We start from the raw sequence: 19,398 nt of genomic DNA on the forward strand, positions 1-19,398 counted from the left end.
CGGTGGATTGGGTTGATTGGTGAGGCGGTCTGAATACCTTTGCGAATGGCGATGGGTCGGTAGGGTGCGTTCATGATCCGTAATACCAGGCTTGTCGTGTTCGGTGTCACGCACCTGGGGCGCCGTGGCGTGCCGGAGCCGGACGAGGCGCTGGCCGGCGTGGTTGATCGGATAGTGCAGTGGCGCCCCGACGCGATCGCCGTTGAGGTCCTGCCCGGTGATGTGGTTGATTCACACCTGCGGTTGGGCGGACCGTACGCCGGTATGCGGGTGGGCGGGCTGTCCGAGGCGGCAACCTGCGCCGAAGCGGCTGGTCCGTACCATGACTGGGATCTGTGGCAGGCCCGAGCGGTCGGTGCCGATCGCGGCCGGTCGGCAACGGAGCGGGTGCTGGCGTGGTGCGCGGCGTACGAGCCGTATACCGCGCTGCTTCTCGCGCGGACCGCGTCGGACTTGCCGGCGCAGGTACGCACCGCGCTGGATGCGGTGGTGGCGAAAGGAAGCGAGGTCTGGCGGATCGCCGGTGTGGCCGCTGGACACCTGGGACTGGATCGGCTTTACCCGTTCGATGACCACAGCGAGGGTCCGGGCGGGCAGGACGTCACCGACTCCGAACACAGCGATCTCATGGCGAGCCTCGCCGAGCGCGCTCAGCCACGGGTGTCCCGTATCGAGGCCGAACTGGACGAGGCACTCAACAACGGCGACTTGTGGCCACTGTGGCGTCGCCTCAACACGCCCGAACGCGTGGCCGCCTCCGAAGAGCTTGAATCGGGCCTGTTCTTCGAATCGGGTACGCCGTTGGCGCGCCGGTTACTGGGCGAGTGGCGTGCGCGGAATCTGCTGATGGCGGGCCGACTTCGGGCGGTCACCGCGCTGCATCCGGGCCGGCGCGTACTGGCGATAGTGGGGCAGGCACACAAAGGACCGCTGGAGGCGGCGTTGCGGCCCGGGCAGAGCGACGTCGACCTCGCCGACGTTGCCGAACTGGACGCCGGATAGGCAGCGGGCACTCCGCGGGAATGTCCAAGCTCATCACCACACTAGCGTGCAGACCCTTGCCAACCAGTAGGAATGGTCTGGGCGCCGCGAAAGCCAGGCAGTCCGACGGGTGCTCGGCGACCAAGCGATTATCGGACCGATTGTCACTGAATAACTTCACTCAACCGACGATTTGCTCGTCGAGGCCGGCGGAAGAGCCGTACCAACTCAAGCCAGAACGTGCGCCGCCTCGACAAGTCGTGCATCCCCTTCCAGCGTCGTCGAACCGAAGCATCGTCACATGATCACTTTCCGTTGTCGGGTCGGTCGTACGATCGTGACTGTCGGGGTCGACACCCACACCGATGTGCATGTGGCTGCCGTGCTGGATCGGCGAGGTCAATCGCCGCTTGTTACGGTCACGCGTCCGTGGAGGCCGCCGCCGCCCGCTCCCGGGGAGTCCTGCGTGGCGATCACCAAGGTGACGGCTCGGGTCGGATAGGACGGCAGGGCAAAGGTGTGCACGTCGTTGCTGCAGCCGAGGGCTGGCAAGGGTTTGTCGTCTAGCCATACCGACACGAGCCGAGACCGGCTGGGCACCTGCAGCCGACCGGATCGAGCTTCGCTGGGCAGCCGGCCGTCGAACCGGTAAACCAGGCCACCGGAGTAGTAGCCCAAGCCTTGCTCGGCGATGGAGCGGTCGGTGTGCAGATCCAGCCACTGGTTGGTGGTGGGAGTCTGGCGTTCCCACAAGCCCAGTTCGGCGCAGTCGCCGACTGGATCGATCTTGGCCCGCCACTGTGTCGCGAGTTGCTGGTTCCAACCAGTGGTGTTGACGATCACTGCCGACGGCACTTGGCGGAGGTCACGCCGGCCGGGCTGGCGGACGATCGGCGGTGGGGCGGACAGCGGTGTGATCGCTTCTGCGGCCCAGACGAAGGCGGGACCGACGAGGCCGCCGGTGCCGAGTTCGTTGAGATTGCGATTGACCACTCGCAGAACCAGCCGGTCGGTGCCGTCGAAACGCAGTTTCCCGCGAAGGTCGAACTCCCACGGCTGGAACGACTTGGATCCGGTGATCAGCGGCAGCTCGTTGCCGTTGACCCAGGCGCGTACCGACTCGTCCACCGATCCCAGCCAGAGCGACAGCCGTCGCTGCGCCCAGGCGGCCGAGATCGGTAGTGCGGTGCGGTACCAGTAGGCGCCGCGAAAGTAGCTCAGTCCTTGATCGGAGGCGGAACGGGACCGAGTGGCGAGCGGCCGCCAGCCGGCGTCGGGCACGTCGGCTGCGTACAGCTCGTCGGTAAGCCCGTCGTCGGTGTCGTCCAGGATCGCGGCCAGTTCGTCCGGCAGTGACCAGACGATCTCCTTGCCGCCGGTGATCCGTTCTGCGGCCGCCCGGATCGGAGGTGCGATCAGGTTCAGGAAGTTGCGTCGTTGGGGGTAGAGCGCGACCGGCTGGTGCGCCACTGCTGCGGCGAAGTCGCTTTCCGCCCGGGTCAGACTGGCGGCGGCTCGCGCATAGGAGCCGTCGTGCCAGGAGCGCAACACGTCCCAGATGGACCATCCGAACCGGAACGCGAGCCGGGCCACCGCGACTCGATCGACGATGCCCGGATCACCGGTCTCGGCTGCCCGGCGCTCGGCGTCGGACAGCAGCAGATCGAGCGCCTCGAAGTCCGCCGCCGTGAAGATCCGTACGTGCGCCAGCCATCGGCCGGTCATGATCGGCGCCCGCGACACCGTCTCCACGATCTTGTCGAAGTAGTCGGCCATCGGCGCGGCGGCCGGCCCGTACGCGGCGGCGCAGAACTCCGCGAGCACGGCCGCGGGGTCGGCGGTCGCGTCCCACATCAGCTTGGTGGTGAGGTAGAAAGCCGGAGCGTCGTAACCCCAGCTCGCCGAGACCTCCATCCGGCAGCCGTAACGTGACTCGTGCCGGACGTAGAGCGGGATCTCGTCGCGCGCCGGGGCGATCGGCACGAACGGCAGTCCAGGATCGGCCAGATTGAACAGATAACCCCGATAGGACCAACCGTCGACCATCGCTCGCCATCGATCAGCGAGACGCAGGTAGTAGCGCCGTTCCTGGCCGGCTGGCTCGGCTGCGGTATGCAACCGGTCGACGTTGATCGGCGCCATCGCCGGGATGATCTTGCGGTTGGGCACTACCCGGACCGGTGGCAGCATGTAGTTGTCGTAGCAGAAGAAGGCGACCCCGACGTCGGGATAGTCCCGCTGCAGATCGTCCAGCACGAGGTTGAAGAACCGGATGTACCGGTCGGTCACGCTGGGCAGCCCGGCGAGGGTGTCCCAGTTGCCGGCGTCCCAATCGGTGACGCCGAAGCCGTGTCCGTCGGCCGGGCCCATCCGCAGCACCTTCAGCTGCGGGTTGGCCGCCAGCTCGGCGCGGGCGTACGCGATGGCCCGCCGCAAGACTTCCGGATTGGTCACGTCGAGCTGATTGGTCGGTACGCCGTTCTCGTGGATGTAGAGCTCAGGCTCCGCCGTCTTCGACGCCGGTGGTTGCAGGTCGATTCCGTGGGCGTCCCACGACTCGCCGCGCAGCCGACGCCGGCGTGACCAGTCCGCGCCTTCGGTGCGATCGACGCCGGGCGGCATCGTGCCGAGATAGTTGTCGACGAAATGCAGCTGGCGGCTGCCGAACGTCGGCACGCTGATCAAGTCTTGTTCGGGTGCGACGACCGTGCTTTGGCGAGGTAGGACGGTGCCGTGGGGCCCCGGCATGAGCCAGCGCACCCCGAGTTGCTCCAGGAGTTCGTACGCCGCGAAAAGCGTGCCGGCCGAACCGGCACCGGCCAGTTGAATGCGATTGTGGGCCACCTGGATGCGGAACGAGTGGCCGGTGCCGTCCGGGTCGTCGACGTCGCCGAGCGGCAGGTCTGGGCAGGCGGCGCCGAGGTAGACGGGCAACAGGCCCGGTATCGGTGTGGCGCCGGCGCGGAGCTCGACGCCGGACATGTCTGTCAAATGGCTGATGAGCTCGTCGGCTGCCCGCTGCTCGTCCGGGTGCGGGTCGGCCGGCAGCACGAGGGACGCGCGGGCTCGTCCGTCACTGATCAGGATGGGGCCTGTCGGCTGAGCGGGCGCGGCGCTGGCGACGCCGGTTCGCAGAGCCGCGGCCGCGAGGCCGAAGGCTCCGGTACTGCCGGCGAGAACGGTTCGTCTGCTGAATTGCTGCGGCATGGTCGATTCTCCTCGAGATCGAGCTCACGCAATTAAGCGCATAATCACGAGGAGCGTAGGAGGCTGGCCAGGGACCGTCAAGAGGAAGGCGGCGGAGCGATCGTGCTACCGGTCTCGATCGTGCACGGCATCATCACATGCTCGGTCCTGGTGGTCTTGCTGCCAAGCAGGCGGATCAACATCGCCACCGCCTCGCGTCCGATCTGGCGCGACGGCGACATCAGCTGAGCCAGGCCGGGTGCGACTTGCTGGCCCGGAGCCCGCTCGGACCAGTCGCCGAGAGCGACGACGCTCAGCTGGCCGGGGATGTCCACACCGGCGGTTGCTGCGACGCTGCGGACCTGGTCGGCGAGGTAGTTCGACTCGAACACGAGGGCGGTGAGCTTACGGCGGCGCGCGAGCGACAGCAGCGCGCGAGGCCGATTCGCGTCGGCGCCTCCGGCGGTGTCGTAGGTCAGCACCTGAAGCCCGGAGGTGGGCTGGCCTGGTTCGCGCAAGACGTCGGCGAATCCGGCCCGCCGCTCCTCGACGGTCTCATGCGTTAGAACGCCCCGGACGAGGGCTATTCTGCGGTGGCCTAGGCCGGACAGGTTCCGGACCACCTCCGCGGTTCCGGATCGATAGTCGGCCGCGACCCAGGAGACGCCCTCGGGGATGGAATCCCGTCGCCCAACCATGACGAACGGGTACCGCTCCGCGTGCAACCGGGCGAGTTCTTCCGGGTCGACCTGCCCGCCGACCATGATTGATCCGTCGGCGAGCTGAAGCATGTTGGATCCGCTGCGGTAGACGGTGCGCTTGCCGGTGTCGTCGCGGGCCCCGGTGAACAGCAGCACGTTGTAGCCGGCGTCCTCGGCCGCCTCCTCGATGCCGAGGAGGAACTCGAAGTAGAAGTCGCGGCTGTCCCGGGGAAAGAGCCGCTGATACGTGAACGCGCCGATGAGGTGGCTGCGCCCGCCGGCGAGACTGCGGGCGGCCACATTCGGAACGTATCCCAGCTCCTCGGCGGCCTTGAGCACCCGGCGCCGGGTCTCCTCGCTCACCCGGATCGTCCCGGTGCTGGCGCTGCTGATCACCGCGGAGACGATCGCCGTCGACACGTTCGCCGCTTTGGCCACGTCGATCTGACGCGGCCGGCGACCCCGGTTACTCACCATCCGGTCAACGTACCGCCTCCGGGCTGCCCGCCTGGCAACGCCATCGTTGCGACACTCGACGCTCAAGTCGTTCGCCACTCCGCTTGCGCCACTCTGTGATTAAGCGCATAATCGGCCGGAATCAATCCAGCCTCCTCGGGCCACGCTCCGAGAACGAGAGGGGATTTCGATGTCCATGACCTCCAGGCCGGTGTCTCGGCGTACGCTGCTCGGCGCCGCGGCACTCGCCCCACTGGCCGTCGCACTGACGGCGCAGAGTGCATCAGCGGAGACGTATCCCGTCTTCGACATCCAGACGGACTTCGGCGCGGTCGGCGACGGCGTCGCCGACGACACCGCGGCCTTTCAACGCGCCGCCTGGGCGATCGCGGCGACGAGCGATCGGGGCGCGACACTCAACATCCCCGCCGGGACCTACCTGGTCGGAAAGCAGATCCCCGCCGACCAGGTCGACGCGTGGATCGACGCCCAAAGCCCCTACATCGACCCCGCCGACCTACGTGCCGACCTGCTCGAGAACTTCGGCGCGTCCGGCTACCTCGACGCCTGGCGGGTCGCGCTGCCGATCTTCCACATCGGCTCCCGGGTCGGCCTGCAATTCCTGCAGATCAACGGGCACGGCGCGACGATCAAACTTGCCGACGGACTCCTGTACGGCGGATACGTTCCCGCGACGAACTACGACGCCGGACAGGTGCCAGGCAACCCGGTCGACGAGCTGGGCACCAGCCCGCGCAGCCGATACGGGGTCGAGGCCGGCCGCATGATCCAGGTGGTCGGCGGCAGCAACATCACGATCTCCTCGCTGGTCCTCAACGGCAGATCGGTCGCCCTGAAGCTGGGCGGAAGTTGGGGCGACACTGGCCGGCAGCTGAAGGCGACCGGCATCCGGCTGCTGAAGTGCCGCAACGTCACGATCAACTCGGTGATCAGCAAGTTCCACGGCCTCGACGGCATCGCGCTGGGATACGGCGGCTTGACCCTCGCCGATCCGCCGACCGACTACACGCTCACCAATGTGATCGCCGAGTACAACGGCCGGCAGGGTCTGTCGTGGACGGGCGGCCGCGGGCTGACCGCGACCGGCTGCAAGTTCCGTTTCACCGGACGTGCGATCAACCACGGCGGCGGTGTCGACGACGGGCTGGCGCTGTCGTCCAAGCCCGGGGCCGGGGTCGACATCGAGCCCGAAGGCGGCAGTATCTGCTTCGACGGGCAGTTCACCGACTGCGAGTTCTACGACAACGCCGGCCCGGGCGTGGTCACCGCTTCGAAGCTCTCGCCGGTGTCCGACATCGGTGACATGACCTTCGACAACTGCCGAATGTGGGGTGGCACGACCTGGGCGATCGACACCAACGCGCCCCGATTCCATTACTCCGGCTGCGACTTCTACGGCAGCATCGACCCCGCGACGGGCACGACCCTCGCGGCCGACGCGTCGACCTTCACCGACTGCACCTTCGTGGACCTGCGACCGGCGAGCGAGACCACAGGCTCGGTCTATCGCAGCAGTTACCTGATCAACGGCACTGCCCTGATCAACCTCACCCGGTGCATCATCACCGCCTATGAGGTGGGCAGCATCTACAGCGGCGACGCCAAGGCGAGGACATTGCTCGACTGCACGATCAACCACAACTTCCGCATCACCTCCACGCGTACCACGTTGTGCGCGCTGCGGGGCTGGCGCGTCGACGGCACCCAGTTCTTCGAGAACATCACTGGCAGCGGGTCGTGGACGATCCTCGTTTCCGGCGTGACGGTCGCCTCCACCAACCGCCCGACCACTGTCGAGGGGCCACAGGTCCTCTGGAACGGCAGCCTCTCCGGCACCATCCCGAACACATAGGACCTAGGCAGTACGCCAGTCCTGGGAGCCGAGCCGGCCGGCGGCGACGCCGCAGGCCCCCCGGCGCCCATGTCCCAACTGTCGCTGGGAGCGGGCCGGTCCGCCATGCGCGTGGCGACCGGCCCGCTGGTCAGGTCACAGCAGTGAGGCGTTCCAGTAGGAAAGGGCTGGTCCGATCATCTGGAAGCGGACCCAGGAGGAGCAATAGCGGGTGCCTCCTTGGCTGTTTCGTGGGCAGACGAACTGGGGGCTTGCTGCGCCGACGATGGTGCCGGCATAGGCCCAGCGCGGGCTGACGATGTGCACGGGTCCGCCGCTGTCGCCGTGGCCGGCCGGAGCCGCGCCGTCCTTTCCGGCAGTGGCGGTTCCACAGGTCAGTCTGCCTGTGATGTCCGTGCAGTAGTTGGTGGCGATCACCTTCAACGAACCGCACTGCTCGCCGCTGTAGGCGCCGTTGAAGCAGACGTAGGAGCCGACGGTCGAGGTCCACGGGGTGGAGGACATCGTCGTGATTGCCGTGTCGCTGGTGAACATCGTCCCTGATCCGGTGCCGGTGAGGATGGCAGTGTCCGTGCCGCCGTCGCGGATGTCGATCCAGTTCTTCTTGCCGACGTACTCGCTGCCGTTGTAGACGTATGCGCCATTGGCGAAGCAGTGTGCGGCCATCAGCAGGTAACGGGTGCCGTTGCGAAGGATGCCGGGTCCCGACGTGCAGGAGCCGCTCCCGTCGTTGATCTCTCCACCGGCGGTCCAGGGGGAGTAGTCGTCCCAGCGGGAGAACGCCGAGTCCTTTTCTGGTTCTGCGACGGCCTGGATCTCGACGTCGGTTCCGAAGGCGGCGGTGAGGATGGACACGGTGCTGGGGGATGGGTCGACGACCGCCAGGCGCAGCGTGTTGGTGATCTCGTCAGGACCCCATTCCACAATGTGTATGCCTTGGCTGCGGAGTCCGGCGATCTTGCCGGTGACGGCGTCGCGGCGGGCGACCAGTTCGTCGTAGGTGTACTTCGCGTGGCCGTGGATGACTGTCTCGCTGGACAGCGCTCGTGCGCTGGCGGAGGTCGCCGACGTCTTCGGGTCTCCTTGGTAGGAGACGTGGACCCGGCCGCCGTCGTCGATCCACATGCCGGCGAACCGGTGGTCGTTGTGCACGGCCTGCCATGTGTCTCCCGACAGTGCGGTGACCTTCATCTGCTGATCGGTGGTCAATAGCTGCTGGCCGGGGTCGGCTTGGACGTTGGTGCCGAAAGTGGCGACGAGCGCGAGCGTGGCTGCGAGTGCCACGGAAACCCGTGTGTGTTTCGTCATCGGCTCTCCATTCGGATAGCGTCAGCCGGGGTCGGCTGAGCGTTTGCCGCTGTAGAAACGCCGTGACATGCCGGGGCGGATGCCTTCACATGAATGTGAAATCTGTCACTTAATCGATATATCGGTCCTATGTCTGGTGCACGGCGATCGACGACTCTGCGCCCGACACCGTCCAGCCATCGCCGCCGCGGTCCGTCGCCGCGGCCGGCGAACACGTCGCGGGCGATCCAGCGCGTCAACTGCCGAGGGGCCGAGCGCAGTGGAGCGACCGCTGTGACGACCCGACGTGAGCATCCATAGCTCATGCGGCTTCAAGGCGCTGGACACCGAGTCGGTTCCGATCGGCGGGACCAGGCGGCAAGATCATCCTTGGATCGGCCATCCGAAACCTCGGGGCGATGGCGCCGCGTCTGCCGCTGCGGTCTACCGGATCCGGCATAGCCATCGGCTGGCGTCAAATTCCGCGCATCCGTTGGGTTGTCCGACGATGCCCAGTCGGCTGTGCTGTACCGACAGCGATCGTTGGCAATCCAAGGACGGCCGATGACGTATCAGAAGCGGGCGTCCGCCTTCTCTTGAGGGCTGGCGGCCGGCCGCCCACGTCGCAGAGCAGCGGTTGGCGCAGATCGGCGGCTACACCGGCCTGATCGACGCAGTCCCAGGGCCCGAACACATGTCGGGCGTTCTCCAACCTCGTCCAGACCTCGGGAGGAAAACATGAACTACGAAGAAGTGCACCCGTGCTGCAGCGACGATATCGACGACGGCAGCCGGCTTTCCGGGCTGAACCGCCGAGACCTGCTGCGGCGCGGCGCTGTCGTGGGCGGAGGCGTGGTGCTCGGCGGCCTGTTGCTGCCCACCGCCGCGCACGCTGTCCCGGCCATCTACAACCCGTTCAGCGCCTACCCGATCACCGGGACCTGGCAGGACCACCTCAACGCCGGATCGCTGGGCGGCATCGACTTCGGCATGGCCGTGGGCACCGGACTGCCCGCCTGCGGCGCGGGCACGATCCAGAACATCCCGTACAACGGCACCGGCGGGCACACCGTCACGATCTACCACTCGGAGGGATTCCGCAGCCAGTACATGCACCTGTCGCAGTTCCGGTTCGCCAACGGCACCTCGGTCGCACAAGGCACCGTCGTCGGATGGTCAGGCGGCGCGGCCGGCGCCGACGGATCAGGCAGCTCCACCGGGCCGCACGTGCACTGGCACATGATCGACCCCAACGGTGTTCGGGTAAATCCGTTCAACTATCTCGGCGGTGGCGGCACCAGCTCCGTCCCGGAAGGCAAGATCCTCCAGGAGATCGGCCAGGCCGGCGGCTACACCGGCCCGGTCGACGGCGTACCCGGCGTCAACACCTGGAAGGGAGTACAGACGGTCGTCCGAGGCTACGGCTACACCGGGCCGATCGACGGAGCGCCCGGCACCAACACCTACGCTGCCCTGCAGCGGCTCGCCCAGAAAGGCGGCTACACCGGCCCGATCGACGGCGCCCTCGGACCCAACTCGTGGAAGGGCATCCAGACCGTCCTGCGCGGGTTCGGCTACACAGGGCCGATCGACGGCCTTCCCGGCACCAATACGTATGCCGCGTTCCAGCGCATGGCCAAGCTCGGCGGCTACACCGGCCCGATCGACGGAGTCCTGGGGGCTAACTCGTGGAAGGGCATACAGCGGTTGCTGACCGGCCACGGCTACACCGGACCGATCGACGGGGTCCCCGGGATCAACACCTATGCCGCGCTGCAGCGCATGGCGCGCCTGGGCGGCTACACCGGCCCGATCGACGGCCTCCCGGGCCCGAACACCTGGGCAGCTTTGGCGAAGCTCATCTGACCCGGCAGCGCACGTCTTGCTGGGCGGGCGGACGAGCCCGCCCAGCAGTTCGGCGGATCGGCACTCCATCGTCCTCAAACCCGGCGCGCCGATGGATCATCGCCGTGTATTCGTCGACCGCGTGCCAACCGCCGCTACCGCGTACGGTGAGCTCGGCAGCCATCGAAGCGGAGCGGTCGAGGACGAAACAGGGAAGCTACAGAAATTCGCACACACTCCGACACCGCGGGCCTCGCAGTCCCAGTACGTGTTGTCGCCGTTCTGATGGCGAAATGGTCGAGTAGGGCAATGAGCGCGAGTGCGCCACGTGGGTTGCGGTGGGAGCACCGCGCAATCCCGGTCTGCGCCCGGCGCCTTCGCGTCACACGGTGACTCGGCATGTCGTCGCAGTATGCGCGCAGCCTCCTCCTTGGGCGTCCTCGCCGACCGAGCGCGTACGCCACGCCGACCTTCAACGGTGATTCGCCGGCGCTGGTATAGCCCGCCGGATCGGCGAGATCACCCCGTAGCGAATTGACAGAGGTAATCCAGATTGCTTGGCTTGCCCGCACCAGCGCTCGCCAATCGGCCCACTGGCGCAACTATCACGTCACCTGCACCGGACGAGCGTCGGACAGTACTGTCCCGCTTATTACAGGACAAGGTCCCAGACGGATGATGCCGTTCGCGAACGCCAGATCAGTACGCTCCCGTCATGATTTTCGTCGACGGGCAGAGCAACGAGCGCCTAGTGCTGGACGGCGAGTGGTTCGAGAAGCTCCGGGGCGGAGCGTCGAAGACCAAGGTGCCGGCGTCCTCGTTCCGGGGTGCTCAGTGGGCCGAGATCGAGCGGCGCACCCGGCTCTTCGGCGGGGAGAAGGAGCGCCTTGTCCAGCTCACGTTGTCCTTCGATGGCGGGCCGTTCGTGGGTTTCGTGGCCGACGAAGGCAAGCGAGCCGAGTTGGAGGCCATGGTCGCCCGGCTGCAAGCAGCCAGCGTGTCGCCAAGCGCGTGACGTGGCGGTGCGGTTGGGCGGCTTCCATCCCACCCGGACGTTACCGCAGGTCGAGACGATGAGTGCGGTCACCTGGCGAGGATGTCGGTCCCGTCCCCATCCTCAAGATGGGAGATTCAGTTGTCGCTCGTGGGACGCAGCGACACTCCGGCGGCGATGCGCGCTCGGGAAGGTGTGCACGACGGTCAGGACGGCGCCCAGGGACCGATGACGAACTGGCCTTCAGCCGTGAAGGGGTGCGAGTTGGGCAGGCAGCCGTTGAGCGCGATCGTCTGCGTCTGCATCACTGGCGCTACCTGTCCGGCGCCCGGGCACAGCATGTGGTTGAAGCCCAGGTAATGACCCATCTCGTGGTTGATCACCATGGTGCGGTAGACCGGCAGATTGGTGAACCCGGTCGTGCCCTTCAGCCAGCGCCGAAGGTTGATCAGAATGTTCTTGCCGTACCGGCACGAGTAGACGCCCTGCGTCTGCACACCGGCCGACCCGCATAGTTTGTCCACGGTATCCGGCGTCGCCAGCCGTACACGCACGCTGTAGGTCCCGTCGCTGACTCGCCGGAACGCCCACGACGCGTCGGTCATTTGCTCGTCGGCATCGGTGACGGGGTGCGCGCCGGAGTCCGTCCAGCCCCGCTCGGCGGCGATGATCGCGTCGACGGTGGAGGCGAAACTGGACGGCGTCCAGGGGGTGATCGTGCCCCAGTTGATGCCCTGCTCCACCTCGACCTGATACTTCACCAGCGTCGTGCCCGTGCCGACCACGTCCGTCGACCCACCTGCGATGGCGAACGTGCCGGCCCCGCGAGTCGGCACACCGTCACTGACCGGGCTCGGCGACGCCTTGGTGGTCGGGATGTCCCCACCGGGCGTCACAATCTTGGTGGAGGTCTTGGTCGGCTTCGGGGTGGGCTTACGCGTCGCGCTCGGTTTCGCCGACGGGCTCGGGGAGGGGGACGGGCTGGCTGCCTCCGTAGCGCTGGCCGACAGCGTCGGCTCGGCCCACGTCGGCTGGGCGGCGACCTCCGCCGGATGCGACTTTCCACAGCCCGCCACCAATGCGCTCAGCAGCGTCACCGTCACCACGGGCAACCAGACTCGCCGCACAAGTGCCTCCCCGTGTACGTTGTCGATCCGCGCGGCAGGCTACCACCCGATCCCTATCAGCAGCGCGACGGCCCGAGACCATGCTCGACCCCGCGTGGCCCGGCACTCACGTAAAGGGCTGATGCGGGCGTGTCGCCACTCTGACAGCGGCAATAGGCTCCCTGTCTCACATCGTCATTCGTGGTCTCCCCGGGGGCGGCGTTTGCGCACGCTGATTATCCCGCCGTATGTCGATGTGATCGTTCGCTCGATCAACGACTGCGACGGCGGGATGGGTTTCTGCTGGTCGGCTGACCGGTCGTGGAAGCGTGGCCAGGCGGGTGTAGGCCAAGACGAGGTGATCGCCCAGGGCCAGGACGTCAGGTTGCGCACGCGGGTTTGCGGTGCGGGTGATCCGGCGCACCTGTGGCAGCCGGCAGCGTAGCTTCGGCTCGGCATGTGTCACTGCGTCGTCGAGGAGTAGGTGGCGGGTCCGAGTTGGGGCAGGCCGATGCCCCACAAGGTCAGTTCGGGCCAGGCGGCGGTCATAATGATATGGCGGCAGGGGAACTGGCCGGGTAGGTGTCGCCGCACGGGCAGCGACCGTGAAGTAGGGGACAGGTTGTCGATCGCCGTCGGGCGGATGCGTTGGTAGAGATGCGCTATCTGGGCCGGTGTGCGTATCCTGTCGCGGTGCATCAGGTGATCAGGCGAGCGCCAGCGGCTTGGCCGCTACGGCTGCTGCTGGTCACCTTGCTGTTGGCCGGGCTCGCTCTGGCCGGTGATCGGCATTGTGCCGACGACGTTCTGATCGGTCCGACACCGATCGCGGCCGCTCATGATCACCCGCCTGGCGCGCACAACGACACGCATGGACACACGACTCCCGGCGAACTGTTCGGGCTGTGCGTGACGGTGCTGGCTGCCGTCGGCGGTGCCATGCTGCTGCTCGCCGAGCCCGGTCGCTGGCGAGCCATGCTGCCGATACTGAGGGCGCTGCCCGAAGCCGTTGCGTCCCTCCTGCCACGCCCGCCGGCTCTGTCGCAGCTGGGGATCTGCCGCACATAGGCACCACCACACCCTCATATATCCATTGAGTTGGATCTGTTGGCTGCTGGTTGTCGAAAGGTCCCTTCGTGTCTTCCCGCCTCATCGCCGGGCTGATGCTCGGCACCTCCGTCGTGCTGTCCGCCTGCGCCGCGTCGGACCCGGATCCGCCGACGGCGACGTTCGCGCCGAACCCTGACACCGTGTTCGTGCAGTCCATGGTCGCGTACCACGATCACAACCTGATCATCCTGACGCTGGCCGACGCCCAGGCGGACGACGCCGAAGTCAGAACCCTCGCCGCGCAGACCGCCGGGCTGCAGCGGCTGCAGCGCACGACCATGGTGACCTTGCTGGCCGGCTGGCCGCAGCCCACCACTGCACCCACCTCGGCCGACGATGACCACCTGACCATCCTGGAGAAGCTACGCGGAGCGGCGTTCGACCGGGCGCTGGTCGCCACGATGATCAGCCACAACGATGACGCCATCCGATTCGCTCGGCAGGCGTTGACCGCGCCCTTGTCGCCGCAGACCCACGGCATCGCGGTCTCGGTGGACGCGGGCCTGTCGGCCGAAAACGCCGCGCTGCGGCTGCTTTTGTCTCGCCTCGACACTCAGAAAGCCCGCCCATGAGACTGAAACTGAGCCCGGTCGCCGCGTGGGCGGCTCTGGCCGGGGCCGCCGGCTACATCCTCGCGACGAATCCGGCCGACAACCGGCCGGACACGTTCGGTGGCTGCACCTGGTACTCGCTGTTCGCCAGCAATGGCCCGACCTGTGGTGGCACCCGCATGGTCTGGTACCTGCTACACGGCGACCTGGTCAACGCCGCGCGGATGCACGCCGTTGCGCTGATCGGCACCCCGTTCGCGCTGTACGCGCTGATCGAGTGGACCGCCCGGCAGACCTTCGGCCGGACGGGCCTGCCGAGGCTTCGCATCCGCTGGTGGATGTATGCCGCCTACGGCATCGCGTTCCTCGTCTACGGCGCGATCCTGCGCAACCTGCCCGCGTTCGCCTGGTTTCACTTGGACTACATGCAACCCGGCATCGGCCTGTAGCCCGTGCGCCCAAACGCTCTGACCTGCGGAAGGAATCCCAACCCCCCATGCGTAACCGAATCCATGTGCGGCGCGGCCTGCGACTCGTCGTTGCCGCAGCGGCTGCGATCGGCCTCTGCCTGAGCATGACCGGCCAGGCCGTCGCCGCGCCCAGCGTCAGTGAGCTCGAGCGGCAGATCGACGCCGCCTGGAACAAACTCGAGCCGATCATCGAGCAGTACAACATGGTGCACAGCCAGCTCACCGCGAACCGCGCCAAGGCCGCCGCCCTCAGCAAACGACTGGCACCCCTGGAGTTGCAGATCCAGCTGTCCGGTGCCGAGCTGAATGACGCCGCCGCCGCGATGTACATGGGTGGACAGGTCTCGCGGCTGAACGCCCTGCTGTCGGCGCCCTCACCGGCCGAGTTCGCAGAGAAGATGACCACGCTGGAGCTGCTGGCCAAGACCGAGCAGGATCAGATCGCCGGCGTGGTCGTGCTGCGCGACCGGTACGCCGGCGACAAAGCCAAGCTCGACACGCTGGTCGCCGAACTGACCAGCCAGGACACCGCGCTGGCGGCGCAGAAGAAGACGATCGAAAAGCAGATCGCCGCCCTGCAGAAACTACGCCAGCAGGTCTACGGCACCTCCGGCGCGACCGGCAAGTTCAAACCGGTCGCTTGCCCGGTCGACTACCTGAGCGGACCCGGTGGAACAGCGGCGAAAAAGGCCTGCTCACTGATCGGCAAGCCCTACATCTGGGGCGCGGCCGGCCCGGACGGCTACGACTGCTCCGGCTTGACGCTGACCGCGTGGAAAGCCGCCGGAGTCACCTTGCGCCACTACACCAAGTGGCAGTGGGAGGACAACAAACCCGTCTCGCGGGCTGATCTGCGCCCCGGTGATCTGGTGTTCTTCTTCTCCGACCTGCACCATATGGGGCTGTACGTCGGCGGCGGGTGGATGGTGCACGCCCCGACCACGGGAGACTTCGTGCGCATGGCGAAGATCGACAGCCCGTATCTGCCGATCGCCGGATACCGCCGACCGCCGGCGTGACAGCCAGCTGCTGCGGCGCCGAGTTTGAGCACGGGCGCACGGGCACGTGTCCAGCGAGTCCAACGGGTGAAGGCGCCGGTCATCCGCCTGGTCGACCGCCTCACGACGGCTGTCGCCATCGGATGACCGGCGCGATCGAGCAGGCTGCCGGACAGCCGAACGAGGTTTCGCACCGTCGGTCGGCCGGTTGTCCGGAACCGTCATGCTCCTTGTGGTGTCTACACCCCCTGGGGGTATGGTGGCGAGTCTGGATACCCCCTCCCGGTATGCGGCCGTACTCGGCCATGTCTGCGCAGATCCTGCTGTACCGGCTCCGCAGCCGGAGGAAACGCTTGCATGTCAGGTGGTGGTGTGCCGGGGCTGCTGTTGCGGGACCGAGTCCAAGCACCCAGACATCGACCACGCGGCGCAGGTGGCCGCACTGACCGAGCTCGCGCGTGCTGCCGCACGGGTGCGTGTCAGCGGCTGCCTCGGACATTGCGACAGCAGCAACAACATCGTGATCATTCCGTCGCGACAGGGCCGTGCCGCCGATGGGTCGGTGACCTGGATCGGTTACGCGTTGTCCAGCGAGGTGACAGCGGCGGTGGCGGACTGGGTGCGCGCCGGTGGCCCGGGCGTCGCGGCGATGCCGTCCGTGCTGTCGGCGCATGTTGTCGATCGCCGAGCCCGCGCCGTCCGCTAATCCTGGACGTCGACGGCAGGGCGGCCCTCCGGTCGCCGTCGCATGCCTCGGCCATCGGGAACAGCCCGACGAGGGCGGCCAGCGGCGCTGGTCATGACCCCGTGGATGCCGCGGCCGAACATACGGTTCCATCGCCGGATGAAGATGTCCCGGAGTCTTCGTAGCCGTTCTGCTGACCTCAGTCGTCCGTCCCGGGTGTCGGAATGCCGTCGGCTTGTTGCCGCCACTGACGCCCGGTGTCACAGTGCTCTGCGCGTACGCCCGAGGGCGGCGCGAACCACTTCGGACGCTGGAGGACCAGTTGAGGCCTGTCGAGGACTCAGGCGGCGCGCTCGCCGACTTCACCGCTCCGCTGCGTAGCGGCGGATACGGGCTGCCCCATGGGGGCGCGGCCCATGCCCACGATCACGGCACGAACGGGGTGTCGACGTCTGTGCGTACCGCCGTCCACAACGGGCATGAGATCCGCATCGAGACCACCTACGCGATCACGATCGACGGCAAGCCGCTTCAGGGCGGCCTGGAGGTCCTCGACAACGGCGCGGTGCACTACCACGGCCTGCCCCAGTACGCGTTGCCGTCGGCCATCGACATGTGCAAGCGGGTCCTGGATTACTTCGGCACCCAGCCGCCGGCGGCGGACGACCTCGGCTGCCTGATCGGGGAGCACGGCGAGAACTGCGCCTGCGCCGAAACCGGCGAGGGTCACCACGACCACGAGGGGCACGAAGGGCAGGATCACCAGCACCAGGCCGGCCAGCACGAGGGCCACCAGGGCGAGGGCCACCAGCACGGGGAGGTTAACCAGTGACTTCCGTTCGCGCCAACATTCAGACCTCGGAGCAGGCTCGTGACCGGTACCTTGCTGGGGTCGTCGCGCTGAACGCCGAGCAGTCCGGCTACACGACGTCGCAGCTGAACCAGATCCTGTCTCCGGCGATCCCGGGATTTCGGCTCTATGGGGTGGACCAGCCGCTGACCACTTGGGATCTGTTCGTGCTGTGGCACTTCGTCGCGATGCAGATGCCGAGCAGCCCCGCCCGGCCGATGCGCAACCTGGCCCATGGCGGCCCGATCTTCCTGCCGTGGCATCGCATGTTCCTGCTGCGCCTGGAGCAGCAGATCCAGCGGATCACCGGCGATGCCGAAGCGGGCCTGCCGTACTGGGACTGGACCGCAGACGGCGGGCTGCCCGCCGACCAGCAGCTGACGAGTTCCCTCTGGGGTGCACATGCGCTCGGCGACGCACGCGGTGACGTGAGCACTGGACCACTCGCGGCGATGCGCGTACGCCTCGTCGGGCACGGCACCCAGCTCTGGTCGGCCGCCCCGCGGCCCCTGCAGCGCAACGCCGGAACCGATCCGGACGTGCCCGGACTGCCGGTCGCCGACGACGTCAAAGCCGCGCTGGAGGACGGGCTGGGCTACGACAGCCTGCCGTGGGATGTGAGCGCCGACGGGTTCCGCAACCGCGTCGAGGGCTGGATCGATCCACGCCGCCCCGGGCAGGTCTCCGCGCCACAGATGCACAACCGGGTGCATGTCTGGGTCGGCGGCGACATGGGACCAGGCACCTCGCCCAACGATCCGCTGTTCTACCTCAACCACTGCAACGTGGACCGGTTGTGGGAGGCGTGGCTGGCCCGCAACGGCCGTCGGTATCAGCCCGGTGACGGCGACGAGCAGATCCCGACCGGCCAAGGCCTGAACGACACCATGGTGACGTTGCTCGGCGAGCCGCTGCGCCCGGCCGACGTCCTCGACGCGGGTCACTGGTACAGCTACGACACACTTCCCGGCTAATTCTGAAGGGATGCGGCAGGGCGGGCGACGCGGTGGGCGAGCCCGCCCTGAAGCCTGCAAGAGGTTTCAGGCCTTGGGTATCGGTGCGGAACGCGGTCGGAACACTCACTGGGCGAACGTCCGGCACTTGAGACGGCCGATCTGCGCTGACGGCGTACTGGGCGCGCCGTCACCTGCGTCCGGCGGCAAGGGCAGCACCTATACCCTCGATGCCACCTGTCACGATCAGCTGATCACCGGGTGCGCGCCTTACGGCCAGCGGACTCGCACCCGGCCCGCATCACTCCGGAAGGCGTCCACAATGAGCACGACAGCCCCCGGCCTGCACCACGACCTGCCCTTCGACCCGGCCTACGGGCACACGCTCGACACCCTGCTCGCCATCGCCCCACCACCCGATGAGCCATCCGACTTCGACGACTTCTGGACTGCCTGCTATCGGCGCGCCCTCGCCGTCGACATCGCGCCGGCCCTTGGGCCGGCGAGCCGCGTCGGTGGGCACCTGGTCCAGTCGATCCACTACACGTCGACCGATGGCGTACGCCTCGGTGGCTGGCTGACCTCACCCGCCGACGGCCCGATCGTTCGGGGAACCGTCTACCTGCACGGATATGGTGGACGGGCCGCACCTGAACCGGAGCTGCTACCACCTGGCACCGCGGCGATCTGGCCCTGCGCACGAGGACTGGGCACCGCCAGCCGCCTGCCTGGCGTCCCCGACAACGGAGCCGGGCATGTTCTCCACGGCATCGACAGTGCGGAGACCTACATCCACGGCGGCTGCGTGGCCGACGTCTGGTGCGCGGCCACCACCCTCCTACGTGCGCATCCAGCCGTGGCCCAGCAGCTTGCGTTCGTCGGCGACAGCTTCGGCGGCGGCATCGGGGCCATGGCCGTCGCCTTCGACGACCGCTTCCACGCGGTGGCGCTCGGCGTGCCCAGCTTCGGTCACCACCCGCTGCGGCTGACGCTGCCGTGCACCGGCAGCGGAGACGCCGTACGCCGGCATCATCACCAACATCCTGAAGTCATCCGGGTTCTGCGTTACTTCGACGCCGCGACCGCGGCCACACGCGTACGCCAGCGAGCCCACGTCGCGGCCGCCCGGTTCGATCCGCACGTCCCGCCACCGGGTCAGTTCGCCGTCTACAACGCGCTGGCCGGCCCGAAGACCCTGCACGTGCTCACCGCAGGCCATTTCGACCACCCTGACGCCGTCATGGAGCGGTCCGCCCTGAACGCCGCCCGTAGGGATTTCCTCCAGGAATGAAACGACACCGCCCACCCACGTGGTCGACCCGATGCCTAGTCATTGGGCGCCTGGGTCGCCT

The 19,398-nt window shown here is 67.5% G+C and carries 16 protein-coding genes; 12 read left to right on the forward strand and 4 right to left on the reverse strand.

Translation table 11 applies throughout. From position 1 onward, the window contains the following. The first annotated feature begins 72 nt into the window (after nucleotides 1–72). Nucleotides 73–1,002 carry a DUF5694 domain-containing protein gene (locus AB0H43_RS26595; protein ID WP_360003519.1) on the forward strand — a complete coding sequence of 310 codons (930 nt, stop codon included), beginning with the start codon at nucleotides 73–75 and terminating at the stop codon, nucleotides 1,000–1,002. 378 nt (nucleotides 1,003–1,380) lie between these two features. Here the strand turns inward: AB0H43_RS26595 and AB0H43_RS26600 are convergent, their stop codons facing one another. Both AB0H43_RS26600 and AB0H43_RS26605 read right to left on the reverse strand, forming a co-directional pair. Next, the gene (locus tag AB0H43_RS26600; RefSeq protein WP_360003521.1) at nucleotides 1,381–4,188 is read right to left on the reverse strand and encodes a DUF4838 domain-containing protein; all 2,808 of its coding nucleotides are present in this window, start codon (nucleotides 4,186–4,188) and stop codon (nucleotides 1,381–1,383) included. Nucleotides 4,189–4,265: 77 nt separating this feature from the next. Next, nucleotides 4,266–5,345, reverse strand: a complete 1,080-nt coding sequence (locus AB0H43_RS26605) for a LacI family DNA-binding transcriptional regulator (RefSeq protein WP_360003523.1) — start codon at nucleotides 5,343–5,345, stop codon at nucleotides 4,266–4,268. Between the two features lie 169 nt (nucleotides 5,346–5,514). On the opposite strand from AB0H43_RS26605, the gene AB0H43_RS26610 reads away from it, so the two are divergent. Further along, the gene (locus AB0H43_RS26610) at nucleotides 5,515–7,197 is read left to right on the forward strand and encodes a glycosyl hydrolase family 28-related protein (protein ID WP_360003524.1); all 1,683 of its coding nucleotides are present in this window, start codon (nucleotides 5,515–5,517) and stop codon (nucleotides 7,195–7,197) included. 135 nt (nucleotides 7,198–7,332) lie between these two features. On the opposite strand, the gene AB0H43_RS26615 is transcribed toward AB0H43_RS26610, so the two are convergent. Then, nucleotides 7,333–8,505 carry a hypothetical protein gene (locus tag AB0H43_RS26615; protein ID WP_360003526.1) on the reverse strand — a complete coding sequence of 391 codons (1,173 nt, stop codon included), beginning with the start codon at nucleotides 8,503–8,505 and terminating at the stop codon, nucleotides 7,333–7,335. Between the two features lie 717 nt (nucleotides 8,506–9,222). Here AB0H43_RS26615 and AB0H43_RS26620 point away from each other — a divergent pair. Together AB0H43_RS26620 and AB0H43_RS26625 are read left to right on the forward strand one after the other, a co-directional pair. Then, nucleotides 9,223–10,350, forward strand: coding sequence for a peptidoglycan DD-metalloendopeptidase family protein (locus AB0H43_RS26620; protein WP_360003527.1), 1,128 nt, complete (start codon nucleotides 9,223–9,225; stop codon nucleotides 10,348–10,350). A 694-nt stretch (nucleotides 10,351–11,044) separates the two neighbouring features. Next, nucleotides 11,045–11,344, forward strand: coding sequence for a hypothetical protein (locus AB0H43_RS26625; protein ID WP_360003529.1), 300 nt, complete (start codon nucleotides 11,045–11,047; stop codon nucleotides 11,342–11,344). Between the two features lie 185 nt (nucleotides 11,345–11,529). Here AB0H43_RS26625 and AB0H43_RS26630 read toward each other — a convergent pair whose 3' ends face one another. Further along, nucleotides 11,530–12,450, reverse strand: a complete 921-nt coding sequence (locus AB0H43_RS26630; RefSeq protein ID WP_360003530.1) for a DUF3152 domain-containing protein — start codon at nucleotides 12,448–12,450, stop codon at nucleotides 11,530–11,532. A gap of 636 nt (nucleotides 12,451–13,086) precedes the next feature. On the opposite strand from AB0H43_RS26630, the gene AB0H43_RS26635 reads away from it, so the two are divergent. From AB0H43_RS26635 to AB0H43_RS26670, 8 genes are all read left to right on the forward strand, one after another. Then, a complete protein-coding gene (locus tag AB0H43_RS26635) occupies nucleotides 13,087–13,497 on the forward strand; it encodes a hypothetical protein (protein ID WP_360003532.1) in 411 nt (136 codons plus the stop codon). Between the two features lie 68 nt (nucleotides 13,498–13,565). Beyond that, nucleotides 13,566–14,111, forward strand: a complete 546-nt coding sequence (locus AB0H43_RS26640) for a DUF305 domain-containing protein (protein ID WP_360003534.1) — start codon at nucleotides 13,566–13,568, stop codon at nucleotides 14,109–14,111. After that, nucleotides 14,108–14,539, forward strand: coding sequence for a DUF2752 domain-containing protein (locus AB0H43_RS26645; RefSeq protein ID WP_360003535.1), 432 nt, complete (start codon nucleotides 14,108–14,110; stop codon nucleotides 14,537–14,539). The genes AB0H43_RS26640 and AB0H43_RS26645 overlap by 4 nt, the downstream gene beginning before the upstream one ends. A 47-nt stretch (nucleotides 14,540–14,586) precedes the next feature. Further along, a complete protein-coding gene (locus AB0H43_RS26650) occupies nucleotides 14,587–15,579 on the forward strand; it encodes an NlpC/P60 family protein (protein WP_360003537.1) in 993 nt (330 codons plus the stop codon). 412 nt (nucleotides 15,580–15,991) lie between these two features. Continuing rightward, nucleotides 15,992–16,264: a (2Fe-2S) ferredoxin domain-containing protein gene (locus AB0H43_RS26655; RefSeq protein WP_360003539.1), complete on the forward strand. Its 273-nt coding sequence runs from the start codon at nucleotides 15,992–15,994 to the stop codon at nucleotides 16,262–16,264. A gap of 301 nt (nucleotides 16,265–16,565) precedes the next feature. Continuing rightward, on the forward strand, nucleotides 16,566–17,075 hold the full coding sequence (locus AB0H43_RS26660) for a hypothetical protein (RefSeq protein WP_360003541.1): 510 nt from the start codon (nucleotides 16,566–16,568) through the stop codon (nucleotides 17,073–17,075). Further along, nucleotides 17,072–18,067, forward strand: a complete 996-nt coding sequence (locus AB0H43_RS26665; RefSeq protein WP_360003543.1) for a tyrosinase family protein — start codon at nucleotides 17,072–17,074, stop codon at nucleotides 18,065–18,067. The genes AB0H43_RS26660 and AB0H43_RS26665 overlap by 4 nt, the downstream gene beginning before the upstream one ends. 301 nt (nucleotides 18,068–18,368) lie before the next feature. Continuing rightward, nucleotides 18,369–19,337 (forward strand): acetylxylan esterase, encoded by a 969-nt coding sequence (locus AB0H43_RS26670; protein ID WP_360003545.1) that lies wholly within the window; start codon nucleotides 18,369–18,371, stop codon nucleotides 19,335–19,337. Nucleotides 19,338–19,398 lie beyond the last annotated feature (61 nt).

This window comes from Hamadaea sp. NPDC050747 (assembly GCF_040654195.1).
Taxonomy (GTDB): Bacteria; Actinomycetota; Actinomycetes; order Mycobacteriales; family Micromonosporaceae; genus Hamadaea.